This window comes from Pseudoalteromonas sp. SWYJZ19 (assembly GCF_015864375.1).
GTDB lineage: Bacteria > Pseudomonadota > Gammaproteobacteria > Enterobacterales > Alteromonadaceae > Pseudoalteromonas > Pseudoalteromonas arctica.
Genome location: NZ_JADYXI010000002.1, coordinates 361854 through 375936, shown reverse-complemented (window position 1 = coordinate 375936; position 14083 = coordinate 361854). Strand labels below are relative to the sequence as shown.

At 39.9% G+C, this 14083-nt stretch carries 14 protein-coding genes; 4 read left to right on the top strand and 10 right to left on the bottom strand.

Features of this window, described 5'->3' with window-relative positions; translation table 11 throughout:
- Positions 1-104: 104 nt before the first annotated feature.
- Positions 105-1061, top strand: a complete 957-nt coding sequence (locus I6F45_RS03640) for a methylenetetrahydrofolate reductase (protein WP_024593278.1) — start codon at positions 105-107, stop codon at positions 1059-1061.
- A gap of 321 nt (positions 1062-1382) precedes the next feature.
- Here I6F45_RS03640 and I6F45_RS03635 read toward each other — a convergent pair whose 3' ends face one another.
- The 3 genes from I6F45_RS03635 to I6F45_RS03625 all read right to left on the bottom strand — a co-directional run bounded on the left by I6F45_RS03635 (position 1383) and on the right by I6F45_RS03625 (position 4547).
- Positions 1383-2363: a sensor domain-containing diguanylate cyclase gene (locus tag I6F45_RS03635; protein ID WP_165741402.1), complete on the bottom strand. Its 981-nt coding sequence runs from the start codon at positions 2361-2363 to the stop codon at positions 1383-1385.
- A 58-nt stretch (positions 2364-2421) separates the two neighbouring features.
- On the bottom strand, positions 2422-3669 hold the full coding sequence (locus I6F45_RS03630; protein WP_024593280.1) for a DEAD/DEAH box helicase: 1248 nt from the start codon (positions 3667-3669) through the stop codon (positions 2422-2424).
- Between the two features lie 176 nt (positions 3670-3845).
- A complete protein-coding gene (locus tag I6F45_RS03625; protein WP_007581602.1) occupies positions 3846-4547 on the bottom strand; it encodes a DUF3581 domain-containing protein in 702 nt (233 codons plus the stop codon).
- Between the two features lie 112 nt (positions 4548-4659).
- On the opposite strand from I6F45_RS03625, the gene I6F45_RS03620 reads away from it, so the two are divergent.
- Complete coding sequence (locus I6F45_RS03620) at positions 4660-5529, top strand: CPBP family intramembrane glutamic endopeptidase (protein ID WP_165727601.1); 870 nt, start codon at positions 4660-4662, stop codon at positions 5527-5529.
- A gap of 104 nt (positions 5530-5633) precedes the next feature.
- Positions 5634-6029: a hypothetical protein gene (locus I6F45_RS03615; RefSeq protein WP_197159648.1), complete on the top strand. Its 396-nt coding sequence runs from the start codon at positions 5634-5636 to the stop codon at positions 6027-6029.
- A 13-nt stretch (positions 6030-6042) separates the two neighbouring features.
- Here the strand turns inward: I6F45_RS03615 and I6F45_RS03610 are convergent, their stop codons facing one another.
- From I6F45_RS03610 to proB, 4 genes are all read right to left on the bottom strand, one after another.
- Positions 6043-6342, bottom strand: coding sequence for a 2OG-Fe(II) oxygenase (locus I6F45_RS03610; protein WP_197159647.1), 300 nt, complete (start codon positions 6340-6342; stop codon positions 6043-6045).
- A gap of 159 nt (positions 6343-6501) precedes the next feature.
- Entirely contained in the window at positions 6502-7986 is a 1485-nt protein-coding gene (gltX, locus tag I6F45_RS03605) for a glutamate--tRNA ligase (protein ID WP_007581594.1), read from the bottom strand.
- A 39-nt stretch (positions 7987-8025) separates the two neighbouring features.
- Complete coding sequence (locus I6F45_RS03600; protein WP_007581591.1) at positions 8026-8385, bottom strand: glutaredoxin family protein; 360 nt, start codon at positions 8383-8385, stop codon at positions 8026-8028.
- Positions 8386-8501: 116 nt separating this feature from the next.
- The gene (gene proB / locus I6F45_RS03595) at positions 8502-9605 is read right to left on the bottom strand and encodes a glutamate 5-kinase (RefSeq protein ID WP_197159646.1); all 1104 of its coding nucleotides are present in this window, start codon (positions 9603-9605) and stop codon (positions 8502-8504) included.
- A 119-nt stretch (positions 9606-9724) separates the two neighbouring features.
- On the opposite strand from proB, the gene I6F45_RS03590 reads away from it, so the two are divergent.
- Complete coding sequence (locus tag I6F45_RS03590; protein WP_197159701.1) at positions 9725-10684, top strand: DMT family transporter; 960 nt, start codon at positions 9725-9727, stop codon at positions 10682-10684.
- Here I6F45_RS03590 and I6F45_RS03585 read toward each other — a convergent pair.
- Genes I6F45_RS03585 through pdsO form a run of 3 tightly spaced genes read right to left on the bottom strand, consistent with a single transcriptional unit; the run spans position 10579 to position 14000 of the window.
- The gene (locus tag I6F45_RS03585; RefSeq protein ID WP_197159645.1) at positions 10579-11184 is read right to left on the bottom strand and encodes a class GN sortase; all 606 of its coding nucleotides are present in this window, start codon (positions 11182-11184) and stop codon (positions 10579-10581) included. The two genes, I6F45_RS03590 and I6F45_RS03585, sit on opposite strands and share 106 nt — an antisense overlap.
- Before the next feature lie 17 nt (positions 11185-11201).
- Positions 11202-13223: a marine proteobacterial sortase target protein gene (locus I6F45_RS03580; RefSeq protein ID WP_197159644.1), complete on the bottom strand. Its 2022-nt coding sequence runs from the start codon at positions 13221-13223 to the stop codon at positions 11202-11204.
- 45 nt (positions 13224-13268) lie between these two features.
- On the bottom strand, positions 13269-14000 hold the full coding sequence (pdsO, locus tag I6F45_RS03575) for a sortase-associated OmpA-like protein PdsO (RefSeq protein WP_197159643.1): 732 nt from the start codon (positions 13998-14000) through the stop codon (positions 13269-13271).
- Positions 14001-14083 lie beyond the last annotated feature (83 nt).

Here is a 14083-nt window from a genome sequence, read left to right as displayed (position 1 = left end):
AAACATCATGTTAGTTGAAAAACTTTCACTAAATAAATCTATCTAGACGTCTAAATGGCTGCTATATTAAATCCATCAAAACAAACTTAGCTGGAATGAGGATTATGGCTTTATCACTAAAAGAGAAGATAGTGGACACCAACCAAGGTGTTTATCTTATTGGTACTACCCCGCCTAAAATTGGCACCGATAAAGCGCAATTAAAAACCATTGCAGAAAAGCTATTAGGTCGCTTACACGAAATTGAATACGACGGCGTGATAATTTACGACATTCAAGACGAAAGCAGCCGAACTAATCAAGACCGTCCATTTGCGTTTAAACAAACCGTTGATCCGCGTGAATACAGCCATTTACTTCGTAATTTATCTGCACAAGATGTGATTACTTATAAAAGTGTGGCGCAGCGTGGCGTAGGCGAATTTAAAGATTGGCTAAGTGAAACTAAAAACGACTACGATTTACAAAATGTTGTTTTAGTAGGTAGCCCATCATCGATAGGCGATATAAAGCTAAGCCTGCCAGATGCGTATAAAGCGATGGCTGAGCAATCAGATGATTTCTTTTTAGGTGGCGTTACGATTGCCGAGCGCCATTCAAGTAAACGAAATGAGCACGAACGATTAATAGAAAAAACAGCACAAGGTTGTCAATTTTTTATATCGCAAGCTGTTTACGACGCACAAGCTACTATAGAGCTAATTACTAGCTACGCACGTACGTGTAAAGCACAGGGTATTACACCTCAACGTATTATATTAACGTTTACCCCGTGCGGCGGCGAAAAAACCTTAGACTTTATGCAATGGTTGGGTATCTCAGTGCCAGAGGCAACTAAATGGCGCATGCTTGATGCAGACAATACATTAAGCGAATCAGTCCGTATTTGCCGCGAAAATCTCGACTTAATACTTAAAAGCTGTGCGCATTTAGATGTACCGCTGGGCCTAAATATTGAAAGCTTAACAAACCGTAAAGAAGAAATTGACGCGTCAATTAACTTATACCGTTTATTAAAAGCCATTATGGAATTGAACCTTGCGGAAAAGCTAATAGCTTAAAGGCTAGGTAAGAGCTAATTAACACCCTTCTTGGCAAGCCTAATGGCTTGCTTTTTTATGTCCGTTCTTTGAAAAATTAATTAATAAATACAAGTAAAAATTTGCAGCTTAAACTATTTATTGAAGCTGTTTTTGGTTATTACTCTCAAGCCTTTTTAAGGCAAACCCCATAGAGGAGCACATAACACCAAAAATTATTATATAAATCTAATGCTAGGAAACGTTTCAAATAAGCTTATTATTGCTAAGGAAAAAATAAAACCTATCGCAGAAAAAACCAGCCAAGTTTGTGTGGCATGAGTCATGACGAACCTCCTTTTATTATTGTGCCTTTTTAGCGAGCTTATACGCTTGTTTATTTTTATACATTGCGTGGTCTGCATCATTTAATAGCGCTTCAAAGGGCTGCTTTTGTTTATTAGTAAAACTATAACCAATACTAAGCGATAAATCGCAAACGTCTTCTTTGAGTAAGACTTTTGAATACTCAGTCGAAATTTTATCCATGATGTAGTTAATCTTGCTTTTATCGCTTACTTGCATTACTGCAACAAACTCATCGCCACCTAAGCGCCCTACTATATCAGCATCTCTTAAATGCGTTTTTAGCGTATCTGCCAATATAATTAAGGCTTTGTCGCCCACTTCATGTCCGCAGGTGTCGTTTAATTTTTTAAAGTCGTTTATATCAATAAACAAACAACACACGTCAAAGCCTAAACGTAGCGCTAAGTTAAGTTTTTGCTGGGCTAATAAGTTAAGTGCTCGGCGATTATAAATATTCGTTAATGAGTCTAACATGGCTATTTCGCGCATTTGCTCATAGCTATACACAAGCGCTAGGTCGTCTTCAATCAAATCACGCAGTTGTTCTATGAGTTCAAAATATTCATCGGTATAGCTTGTTTTCTGAGTGTCTTTTAAGCATAGCGTGCCAAATACTTCGCCTTCAGGCCAATGAATAGGTAAACCTAGGTAGGATTCAACACCATCTTCAACTACTTCTGGTAGGGTGTTCCATGCATCGTTATTGCTTGCATCATTAACATATAAAATATTTTTAGTTTCAGCAACGTACCGACAAAATAGAGGGGTTTGAGGAGGAAGTATAGGATTGGTCTCAAAGTTAGAGCCACCTTCGTTACTTCTAATAACAACGCGATAGCCTTTGCTTGTTGCCTGAACTATATAACCAGACGGGGCTGAAAAAAGCCCCGTTATAAGGTCGATTGTTTTTTGCCATTTATGCAAAGATATTTGGCCATCAATACCAGAAAATGCCCATTGATCAATTTCAAACATTGCTTTACCTCGGCTATTTAGTAGCTCCAGTATAGGCAAAAAAGCAAAGTAAAAGCTATTATTTACGACGTCTGCTTGGCTCTCTTTTACCAGTGATGCGTTTTTTATCGCGATCTTTTCGCGACTTGTTAGTATTTTTACGATTATCTTTTGGCTTTTTATTAGGATCTGGCTCGTAACCTTCTAACCACTGCGGCGTTAAACGCGTATCGAGTAGTACTTCAATTTCTTCTAGCAGCCATTGCTCATCTAGACTTACCAGCGACATAGCAAGTCCTTGTTCGCCAGCACGACCTGTACGGCCAATACGGTGCACGTAATCCTCGGCAATGTACGGTAGTTCAAAGTTAATTACGTATCTAAGTGTAGAAATATCTAAACCACGCGCAGCTACATCGGTTGCAACAAGTACGCGTGTAATACCTTCTTTAAAGTTTTGCAATGCACGGTCGCGTGCGCCTTGCGATTTGTCACCATGGATTGATTCGGTTTTTAAACCGTCTTTACACATTTCTTTAGCAAGCTGATCAGCCATTTGTTTTGTGCGAGTAAAAATAAGCACTTGGCGCCAGTTTTTCATACCAATCATGTGCGATACAAGTTCGCGCTTACGATCCTCATCTACAGCGTAAATAACTTGCTCTACTTCAACCGCGGCTGAGTTACGTTTATCAACTTCAATTAGTTCTGGGTTTTTAAGTAACTTTTTACTGAGTTCAAACACGCTGTCATCAAACGTAGCTGAAAATAGTAAAGTTTGGCGATCGCCCGGGATATGTCGCAATATACGTCTAATTTCATCAATAAAGCCCATATCAAGCATGCGGTCAGCTTCGTCAAACACTAAGGAGTCTACACTTGAAAGTACCACACTGCCTTTAACTATATGATCAAGCAAACGCCCAGGTGTTGCCACTATAACTTGCGCTGTTTTAAGTGCTTTTATTTGAGGGCCAATACTTGCGCCACCATAGGCTAAAGCGCCATTGATATTAGTGCCTTGTGCGTACTTTTCAAAGCTTGCAAATACTTGCTGAGCAAGCTCACGGGTTGGCGTTAAAATGACTACACGTGCAAGGCCTTGCTCATCTTTTTTAGGGGTATTTAAAAGCTTATGTAATAAAGGTAAAACAAAGGCGGCAGTTTTACCCGTACCTGTTTGCGCGCTGCCCATTACATCACTTCCGGCTAAAATAGGCGGAATAGTTTTAATCTGAATTGCGGTAGGTTGAGTGTAATTATTTTGCTCAATCGCTGTTAATAATAACGGGTCGAGATTAAGTGATGAGAACGTAGTGGCAGACATAGGCTTAGCTTTAAAATAACAAAGAGCGCTATTGTACGCATATTACTGTACTGCGTAAATTAACCAGTCCAGAAAAGTATTTAATCGTGGTTGCTCACTTTCACTTTAGCGCTAAAACAATAAAAAAGGCGCTAAATAACAGCTGTATTTAGCGCCTTTTATAATTTCATGTAGCTTTAAGCTGGCTTTAGTGTCGCTTTACGCTCGTTGTAAAACGCTATTAAATCGTCAACTGTTGCTTGGCAGTATTCGCGTATACCCGAAACTACCATATGCTTTTCACCACTACCCACTTTAACGCCGTTTTCTAACAGGTTAAAACGAAGTGTAATTTTTCCGCGCTTGCCGGCGTACTCAAAACTAGGCTCTGCAAACTCAAGTTCTGGTGCTGTAATATCAAGATTATCAAGGTTGATAAGCATTGATTCGTAAATGATCATTGGGCGAGCAGGGTTAATCATTACCTCTTGCTTACCCATTAATGGAATAATTACATGCGGGAAAGTAGTACCAGAAAACTCAACATAATTTTTTATTAGGCTATTAGTCAGTGCTGGGCATTGGCTGGTTTTACCTTTGCGCTTTACCTTTAAAATAACTTTTTCGCCATTGGTTACATCAAACTCATCAGCCCCTTCAGGGAAGTTAAGTTTGGTGTTTTCATCAACCATACCGGCAAAAGTAAATTCCATTTGTTCACTAATACCGTAGCGGTCTAGTACCAATGAAAAAAGTAAGTCTCCTGGCGCGCAAAACTTTTTGGCATCTTTGTCGTGAAGTGGATTGTAATCGTCAGCAACGCATTTAGCGAATCGACAACCTTGCTCACGAGAGATAGAAACATAATCAGCATGCTGCTGAAAAAAAGGACTTAACATAGTTTGTTCACTGCTTAAACTGCTTATAACCTATCTATATTACCAGAAAAAAAATACTGAGAGGTCGAATCTGTTAGATTAGTTGCTAAATAAAACAGAGCAATAAAAAACAATGACCTTTTATTTATTAGCGCTATCAATTATATGTGTTTTTCCGTACTGCAAAATATCAATAATGCGGCAACCCCTTTGGCACTACTTACTAGCTTTAAGTGTTGTAAGTGCATATTTTCAAGGTTATATAAATTTATATGCCCTGCTGTTAACCGGGCTTTACGTTGTTTTATACTACTGTGCGCTAAATACAAAGCAGGCAATAATACGCGCTACTTTAAGTACTGTTTTTATAGTTTCCTCATTGGCATTAGCACTTCATTGGATGCCTGGTTTTAATAACCTCCCTATTGTTATAAACGAGCGTATTACAAGCGATGCGATTGCATTTACCCTTTATGCTAATTTTGATAAAGCTATGGCGGGTTTATTTCTTTGTGCTTACTTTTATTCGAATAAAAAAGCTTTAAAAGCAGACTCTAATAAAGCGGGCCCATTAAACGTTAAACAACCCATTTTAATAGTTATTGCTACTGTTTTAGCTACGCTCACTGCGGCTCTAATGCTTGGACTTGTAAGCTTCAACCCTAAGGTTCCTGGCTTTTGGTTAGCCTTTATTGCTATTAATCTTTTATTTACCTGTGTTGCCGAGGAAGCTTTATTTCGAGGTTTACTACAAACTAAGCTTAGCAAAATAATTACACCTACCCGTTTAGCAATACTTGCCCCTGTAATTACTGCAGGTATTTTTGCTTTGGCACATTTTGCTGGAGGAATTAACTATGTATTGGTTTCATTTATTGCCGGCTTGGGGTATGGCTATGTTTTTTATAAAACGCAGCGCTTAGAGTGGGCTATTTTATGCCATTGGTTGGTTAATGTTTGCCACTTCTTTTTGTTTACTTACCCGATGCTCAATAAAATCTAAATACATTTACAAATGCTAACAATTTACTTAGTAGTAAACATTGCCCGCATTTGATTTTGTTAGTAATTTACTATTTCAAATAATAAATTAAGGGACTAATAAATATGCTACGTTTTATAACGGCAATAACAGTGCTCGCCACAATAACGGGTTGTTCAAGCATGACTTATCATACAGATATAGACAACGGCGTTTTATCTCAAGAAATTGGCACCTACGTTAATAAAAGAGATTTACAGCAATTTTATAGCGACCAAGAAGCACACGAAAGTGGCGCAACGCTTTTAGGACGAATAGAAGGTAAAAGCTGTGATGGCGACGGTAGAGGTAGCAATAACGTAAGCTATAACCGCTCTAAATCAAATGCGATTGATTTACTTAAAGCTGATGCCATGCGCAGAGGCGGGAATGCTTTTACTATCAATTCTTGTAGTGAAACGTATGTATCGTATTGCGACTTATCTGTTTTATGCACCGGACAAGCTTACGACTATCAATAAGTAAAAGTGCAAATTATATATTAAGCGCAAAGCTCAGTAATACACGCTTTCCAGACTCGATTTTAGATACGCTGTGTTCGTACTTATCGGGTCTGAATAAATACACGCGATTAAATAAGTTAATAATGCATTTTGAGCATTTAAATACCCCACCCTCTTTAGGTTTTTCTAATACAAAGTTGAGCTTGTAATAACGCCCTTGCTGCACAGGGTCAATATGGTTCATTACGCTGTGACTAGTTGGGTAAGTAACGAGGTTTATCGAAAATGTATTACTGCTAAAAATGGCTTTGTTTTTAACGGTTGCAATCATACTGCCTCCTATGAGTTTATATGCCGCATTGTAGCATTTAGTAAATTGTGAATGCTTAGACTAAACAATATCAAAATACGATGTCATATAGCTAAACAGCCTGAAACAAAAAAGCCGAGCTTAATAAAGCTCGGCTTTTAAAAGTACATTATTTAGCAATTATGCACTTGGGTATTCGCGGTACGCACGCTCTATATTTTTAGCCTGCTTTTTAGAAATACCTAAATGAGCAAGTGCTACACGTAAACGAGCACGTGATAGGTCAGAGCCTAGTATTTCCATTGCATCAAGCACTGACGTACTTGATGTTTTGCCTGTAATGGCGACAAATATTGGCTCTAAAAAGTCTTTAATTTTTAGCTCGTGGAATGTTGCAACTTCTTTTGCAATTGCAAAAATAGCGGGCTTTTCAAAGCTACGTAAACCTTCAAGCTGCCATACAAAAAATTGTAGTGCTTGGCGAATTACGTTTTCGTCAGCTTTACCTGCTGTTAATAACGCCGGATCGTAAGTTGGAATACCACCTACAAAGTGCCCTGCAAGCTCAACCATATCCGACAGCGTATTAATACGAGTTTTAACTTCTGGTAATATTTTAGCGAGCATTTCGCCATTAAACTTCCAATCAACAAAGCGCTGAATTAACTGCTCGTCGGTTAGGTTTTCGCGGATCCACATGCCGTTTAACCAGCTTAATTTATCTACGTCGAATACCGGACCACCAAGCGATACGCGCTTCATGTCGAAGTTTTCAATCATTTCATTGAGTGTGAACTTTTCACGCTCATCTGGCATTGACCAACCCATACGGCCTAAATAGTTAAGCACGGCTTCTGGCAGGTAGCCCATTTCTTTATAGTAATTAATAGACGTTGGGTTTTTACGCTTAGACAGCTTTGATTTATCTGGGTTACGTAATAACGGTAAGTGACCAAGTACTGGCGCTTCCCAACCAAAATCTTCATAAAGCTTTAATAGCTTAGGCGCTGAGTTAATCCATTCTTCACCACGGAAAATATGGCTAATTTCCATATGGTGGTCATCAACTACGTTCGCTAAAAAGTACGTTGGAAAACCATCTGCTTTTAAAAGTACTTGCATGTCTACGTTTTCCCACGGGATCTCAATTTCATCACGTAGGTAGTCGTTAAACTTAAATGTGCCTTCGCTTGGGATTTTCATACGTATAACGTAAGGTTTGCCTTCAGCTAAGTTTGCTTTAATTTCTTCATCTGTATGGTTTAAACCACGACCGTCATATTTAGGGCGTAGGCCTTCTGCCATTTGCTCTTCACGCATTTGATCAAGCTCTTCGCTTGTTGCAAAGCAGTAAAACGCTTTACCATCGTCAACTAACTGATGCGCGTATTTTTTATATAAATCGCTACGCTCAGATTGACGGTAAGGACCAAATTCGCCACCCACATCAGGACCATGATCCCACTCAAGCCCTAACCAACGTAGGCTATCCATAATCGCAAGTTCAGACTCTGGCGTGCTACGTACTTGGTCTGTATCTTCTATACGAAGTACAAATTCACCGCCTTGTTGTTTAGCAAAACAGTAGTTAAATAAGGCGATATAAGCGGTGCCAAGATGCGGGTCACCAGTTGGCGACGGGGCAACACGGGTGCGAATTGTCATGGTATATTCTCTTTAAATAAGTGAGATAGTAAAAGTGGTTTATGCAGCTACTTTGTTTAAGTAAGCAATAATATCGTTTGATTCGTACAGCCATTGTACTTGGCCGTTTTGCTCTATACGCAGGCAAGGCACTTTAACTTTGCCGCCTTGCTCTAGTAGCTCTTGACGATATTGCTCATTGTCTTTTGCATCACGCGTTTCTATGTTTAAGCCTTCGCGTTTAATAGCGCGACGTACTTTTACACAAAACGGGCATGCTTTAAATTGATACAGTTTAAATTGTGAGGTTTGCTGATCAAGCTGTGCTTGCTCGTCGCTTGCACGCTTTTTACTGCGAGGAGTAAATACAAAATTAAAGAATAAGATTATACAACCTAAAAACCAACGAACTAATTTCATGTTCTGTGCTCTGCTTACAACAATTTAAGGAGCCAGATTTTAGCACAAATTTACAATCAAAAAAGTGTAATACTGCGAGAATTACACTCAAGTAATTTAATTTACTAAAAGTGCTTCTATAGCAATACCATATCATCCCTATGAAGTACTTCTGCGCCACTATCGTAATCGAGTAATAGGCCTATTTGACTAGAGTGCGCACCCTTTATTTTATTTACCTCGGTACTACTAAAGCGCGTTAAGCCCCGTGCAATCACTTGATTTTTATTATCTATTAAATCAATTAAATCACCGCGTTCAAAACGTCCAAATGCATTAGTAACGCCTTTAGCGAGTAAGCTAGCGCCTTTATTTTGAAGGGCGCCAATAGCACCTGGATCTATAACAATTTGGCCGGTACTTTTAGGCCCGGCTAGTAACCATTTTTTACGGCCATCTTTTGGAGCGGTGAGTTTTAAAAAACGCGTGCCTGGTAACTCGTCACTCATACATTTTAAAATAACGTTTTTACCTGCGCCTTTAGCAATAATAACTTCAACGCCTGCGCGCCTTGCAATGTCGGCGGCTTGCAGTTTAGTCGCCATACCGCCGGTGCCTAAATTTGTGCCACTGCCACCAGCAAGTTGTCGCAGCTCATCGTTTATATGTGTTACTTCACCAATGAGGGTGGCATCGGCGTTTGTGCGCGGATCGCTGGTAAATAACCCTTCTTGATCGGTAAGTAGCAGTAACTTATTAGCATTAGCCAAAATAGCGACAAGTGCCGATAAATTATCGTTGTCGCCTACTTTTATTTCACTAGTAGCTACTGCGTCATTTTCGTTAATGATGGGCACAACGTCGTAATTTAATAACGCATTGAGTGTATCGCGGGCATTAAGGTAGCGCTCTCTGTCGTCTACATCAGCGCGAGTTAGCAGCATTTGTCCTACATTTACACCGTATAAACCAAACAAGCTCTGCCAAATATGAATAAGTTGACCTTGTCCAATTGCAGCAAGCATTTGTTTATCAATTAAGCTTCTGCCACAGGGTTTTAATAGTTGTTCGCGCCCAGCAGCAACTGCACCGCTCGACACTAAAATAACCTGGTGGCCTTGTTTTTTAATCTCGCAGCATTGGCGTACCAATTCAACCATGTGTGCTTTATCTAGTTTATCTGTGCCGCCAGTAAGTACGCTTGTACCAAGCTTTACAACTATTACCTGTTCCCTTTGCATGTGCTTTTTACTACTGATTAATTAAAGATGAATTAATTTATACCAGCTCGGTATTTTTGAACAAGTTAAAAATATTCATGCTAGGATCTGATTTTATTAAATTATGTAAATTACTCTCTATGCCTGCCAGTTTATGTTTAATTATTGCCACCTTTTTATGGGGCAGCTCTTTTATAGCGCTTAAATACGCCATTGCCATTTACGACCCTGCATTGGTAATATTTTTACGCATGCTCACTACGTTAGTTTTGTCGCTTTGTTTATGGCGCTACGTTATTCGGTTTGAGTATTTAAAAGGTGACTGGAAGTATTTAGTGGGTATGTCGCTTGCTGAGCCTTGCTTGTACTTTTTATTTGAAGGCCATGCAATGGAATACACGTCAGCCTCGCAGGCCGGTGTTATTGTGTCGTGCTTGCCTATAATTATTGCGCTACTTGCCTTTTTATTACTTAAAGAATACATAAGCAAAGCCATTGTTGTTGGTTTTACGCTGTGTATTGGCGGCAGTATTTTACTTACGCTTCTTTCACCAAGTTCTGAGCAGGCACCTAATCCGTTGTTGGGTAACTTTTTAGAGCTTATGGCTATGGTGTGCGCTGCATTTTATACCGTAAGTATTAAACATTTAGCTAATCGTTACTCGCCGCTTACTTTAATTGCGTTGCAAGGTATTAGCGGCAGCTTGTTTTTTGCTCCGTTTTTATTTTTTATCGACCTGCCAAGCGAAAACCAACACGACTTAACCGCACTTATGAGCATTTTGTATTTAGGCTCGTGTGTAACCCTTGGCGGCTACGGCATGTACAACTATGCAATTAGCAAAGTATCGGTATTAACCGCTGCTGCTTATTCTAATTTAATTCCTATTTTTACACTTATTTTGTCAGCTATTATTTTGGGCGAAGTGCTCAACGTTTGGCAATGGCTGAGCATATTTGTGGTGTTTATTGGTGTAATGGTCAGCCAGCGCCATCAAGAACTTGTGGTTGATATACCGCTTAGTGAATCGGGCGAAGACATTTGCGCAGATACAAGCAATCTTAAATCAGTACCCGAGGCAAGCGAATCAAAAGGGTAACAGGTAAGCAAATACAGCCCGGGTGTTTGTAAAAATGCGTTTTGGGATTGATGAATAACCTCAATCCCCGTTACCTTATAATTTTGAACCACCCCACTTTGCAGTTGCAAAGTAAACGCTTCACCCACTTTTGCGTTTTGTAAAAATGCAAAGTGGGTATCGTTATGCCCGGCTATTAGCGCGCCTTTTTCGTTTCCAAATTCTTTTCCGCCAAGATCCCCTGCGGGTAAAAATTGGCTAGGCGCAAACGCTAAATTACGACCACTCGCGCCAACCAATACGCTTAATGTTTTATTACGGCTTGGCCAATCAAGCTTTGCAGTCACGTAGCTGTCGGCGTAATACCACGGTTTTACTTTAGTGCCGGGTGATTTAAGTGCCTCTTGCCATGCTTGCTCAATTAATAATTGAGCAAGCCACGCTTTTGCCTGCATATAAGCGCCGTGACCAAATAATCCGAGCCCAGCGATTAGTAAGCCCGCGCTTAGCCACTTTTTCATTTTAAATCTCTTTTCATTTAAGGATTCGCTCTGTGTTTAAATTTAAGAGCGCCAAATCCTAATAATAAAATACAGCCTAATACTATGTGCAACCTACTTTGCCCATCGGTTTGCGGTAAACGCATTGCCATACCTTGTGGCACTGCATTAGTAGCTTGCGCCGTTTGCTCTGCCACTTCTTTTATTTGAGTTTGTTCAATCGCTATAAAAGCAGTAAACGGGCTAAGTAATTGATGAGTAAGTGCAAGCTGCTGTACTTCATCTTTAACGGTACTTTGCTCATTGTATAAAAGTAATGACTTGATTTTTTGGCGCGCCCACAGTTTTGCTATACCTTGAGCGCTTGAGCTATTTTGTGTACTTAATTTAATACTTAAAGACCCCTGTGCTGTTTGCCCAGCAAGTATCACTCTTTTGGCATTATTAAGTTTTATAGCGATCATGATAGGCTCGCCAAAATATAAATCAGGTAGTGGTGATGGCCAAAAATCTAAACTGTTACCGCTTTCATCGCTTAGCGCCAAATTAGTAATAGCCGGATGTGCAAGCTTATCAAACAACTGCTGCATTTTAGGTTGCACCTCGTTTGTGCTGCCTATAAACGTAAATGAGCCCTTACCGACATCTGCCGCTCGGCGCATAAAAAAGCTGTTAGGTGCGCTGCCAATACCTACCGTAAATAAGCGGCTATCGCCTAATTTACTTTGAATGTTTTTAAACAATGCGTCTTCATTACTTACACTACCATCAGTTAAAAATACAACTTGGCGTACAAAACCATCAAACTCGCTGCCATCAAGGACGGCATTAAGCGCACCTTGTATTTCTGTGCCGCCATCGGCTGCTAGGCTATAAATAAATCGCTCTGCACGGCGTAAATTAAAATCGTTGACTATAAGTGGTTTATCGCTCATTGGAGTCACTATGTTGTCAAAACCAATAATGTTAAAGCTGTCGTCGCTATCAAGTAATGAAAGCGCATAAAACAATGCTTTTTTAGCTTGCTCCATAGATTGCCCGTGCATAGAGCCTGATGTATCAACTACAAATACCATTTCGCGAGGTAATCGCTGCGTTTGTGTAAAGTGATCCCCTGGTGGCATTAGCATAGCAAGCCCGTATCGGTCGCCATTTTCAAACTGCTGAGTAAAAAATGCAGCTTGAGCTTGCTCTTTTTGCAGCGGTTTAAACTCAAGTACAAAGTCGCGATTAACTGCATTAGCCTCATTTAACGCTATTTTATATTGCCCAAATGCGGTGTTTTGCACATCAACATTATGAAATTTAGAATTGATATCCACCAGCTCTAAGCCTACGTCTATATCAATGTTTAAGCTAAATTGGCTGCTTGGTACGTTATCAGTTTGAATGCTATTTTGAGTGATGTTTTGAGTGCTATAAACAGGGCTTAACCAGCCTGTTGGTGATGGATTAAATGCTGTTTTTTCGGTATTACTTTGCTCAACTTCACCACTAATAGCGTGATAACGCGGTGTAATGGTAGTAGGAAACCTAATAGCAAATGTGCCGCTGCTGTAGTCAATTATCTCTTGATACTCAAGCTCAATAATTACTTGCTCACCAGGGCCAATGTTTGCCACATTAGTAATAAACATATTAGCGCGTTGCTGGCGTACCAGTGCTGCTTGCTTACCTGCTTTTTTAGCCTCCTCGTATTTTTTTTCGGCTTCCACTTTTTTATCAATTTGGCCTTTAATGACTCGCTCACCTATACGCATCGTCATGGCGTGCACGGCGCTTTCATCTGGCAATGGAAAAACGTAGAGCGCGTTAACTGCAAACGGGTTTTCGTTTTGATAGGTTTGCGTAACTACAACATGATTAATTAGGCCAGTTAAGGTCATATTGGCGTCGCTTTTTAATATTATTGCTGGGCCTGCTGGCGCACCATTGCTATCAAAAAGCTCTAACTTGGGTGATTGCGCATGGCTTTTAAAGCTCACTAACAGCACAATCGCTATGAATATAAAAATGCTTACTTTAGTAAGCATTTTGGTTGGTTTACTCAATTTAAACATAAATCACTCCATCGAACGCTTAGCTTTACTTAGATTCAGTTAGTTTTAGTTACTCGCCGTTTGGCCATTTACACTATTCATTGAGCGAGTGGTAAGCGTTACGCGTCTATCAAAAAAGTTATCTTCCACCGTGTTGCTATTAGCCAATGTTTGCTGCTCGCCAAATGCCTGCGTGCTTAAGCGTTTATGGCTCACGCCGTGTTTTATTAAATAGCTTTGCACGGCATTTACACGCGCTTTAGAAAGTAAAAGGTTAGTTTGCTCATCGCCGCGCTTATCGGCAAAACCACTTAAATCAAGTACGAGTTGTGGTTGGTTGTTTAACAAGGTAACGAGTTGGTCTAACTGCAGTGCAAAATGCGGGGCAATAACACTTGAACCTGTTTTAAATTGCACTGTCATCGCTAGTAAGTTATTTATTTGAGCCTGAGTTAACTGCTCATTTTGATTGGCAAGCACTTCTAGCTGTTGCTCTAACATATTGTTGTGGTTAAGCACGTGTTGGTAATCGCTGGTTTTTTCTTTCATAACCGTAATGGCACGCTCTTGCTCTGCAATTTTGTTATCAGCTACTTTTGAATCGCCTATTAAACCACCGGAAAATGCCCCAATAAACGCACCAATTGGCCCGCCCACTACACCGCCAATAATAGCGCCTGCACCTAAACCAATAGCCGTTTCTTTATGCGCTTCTTTTGATGGCGTGTTAGATGTTGAGGCAATTGCTGGAGTACAAAAACTAGCAAACAGTGTTAACGCGATTAATGTCTTCTTCATGATTTGATCCTTAAACTTACTTTTTAATTTGTGACGTTTTGTTTTGATGGCTGTATTAAAACAAGCTCAAGTGGCAATAAAGG

What these genes read in the sequence shown, in the direction of transcription:
- I6F45_RS03640 (WP_024593278.1), top strand. Translation starts at nt 105, where the DNA reads ATGGCTTTATCACTAAAAGAGAAGATAGTGGACACCAACCAAGGTGTT.
- I6F45_RS03635 (WP_165741402.1), bottom strand. Translation starts at nt 2,363, where the DNA reads ATGTTTGAAATTGATCAATGGGCATTTTCTGGTATTGATGGCCAAATA.
- I6F45_RS03630 (WP_024593280.1), bottom strand. Translation starts at nt 3,669, where the DNA reads ATGTCTGCCACTACGTTCTCATCACTTAATCTCGACCCGTTATTATTA.
- I6F45_RS03625 (WP_007581602.1), bottom strand. Translation starts at nt 4,547, where the DNA reads ATGTTAAGTCCTTTTTTTCAGCAGCATGCTGATTATGTTTCTATCTCT.
- I6F45_RS03620 (WP_165727601.1), top strand. Translation starts at nt 4,660, where the DNA reads ATGACCTTTTATTTATTAGCGCTATCAATTATATGTGTTTTTCCGTAC.
- I6F45_RS03615 (WP_197159648.1), top strand. Translation starts at nt 5,634, where the DNA reads ATGCTACGTTTTATAACGGCAATAACAGTGCTCGCCACAATAACGGGT.
- I6F45_RS03610 (WP_197159647.1), bottom strand. Translation starts at nt 6,342, where the DNA reads ATGATTGCAACCGTTAAAAACAAAGCCATTTTTAGCAGTAATACATTT.
- gltX (WP_007581594.1), bottom strand. Translation starts at nt 7,986, where the DNA reads ATGACAATTCGCACCCGTGTTGCCCCGTCGCCAACTGGTGACCCGCAT.
- I6F45_RS03600 (WP_007581591.1), bottom strand. Translation starts at nt 8,385, where the DNA reads ATGAAATTAGTTCGTTGGTTTTTAGGTTGTATAATCTTATTCTTTAAT.
- proB (WP_197159646.1), bottom strand. Translation starts at nt 9,605, where the DNA reads ATGCAAAGGGAACAGGTAATAGTTGTAAAGCTTGGTACAAGCGTACTT.
- I6F45_RS03590 (WP_197159701.1), top strand. Translation starts at nt 9,725, where the DNA reads ATGCCTGCCAGTTTATGTTTAATTATTGCCACCTTTTTATGGGGCAGC.
- I6F45_RS03585 (WP_197159645.1), bottom strand. Translation starts at nt 11,184, where the DNA reads ATGAAAAAGTGGCTAAGCGCGGGCTTACTAATCGCTGGGCTCGGATTA.
- I6F45_RS03580 (WP_197159644.1), bottom strand. Translation starts at nt 13,223, where the DNA reads ATGTTTAAATTGAGTAAACCAACCAAAATGCTTACTAAAGTAAGCATT.
- pdsO (WP_197159643.1), bottom strand. Translation starts at nt 14,000, where the DNA reads ATGAAGAAGACATTAATCGCGTTAACACTGTTTGCTAGTTTTTGTACT.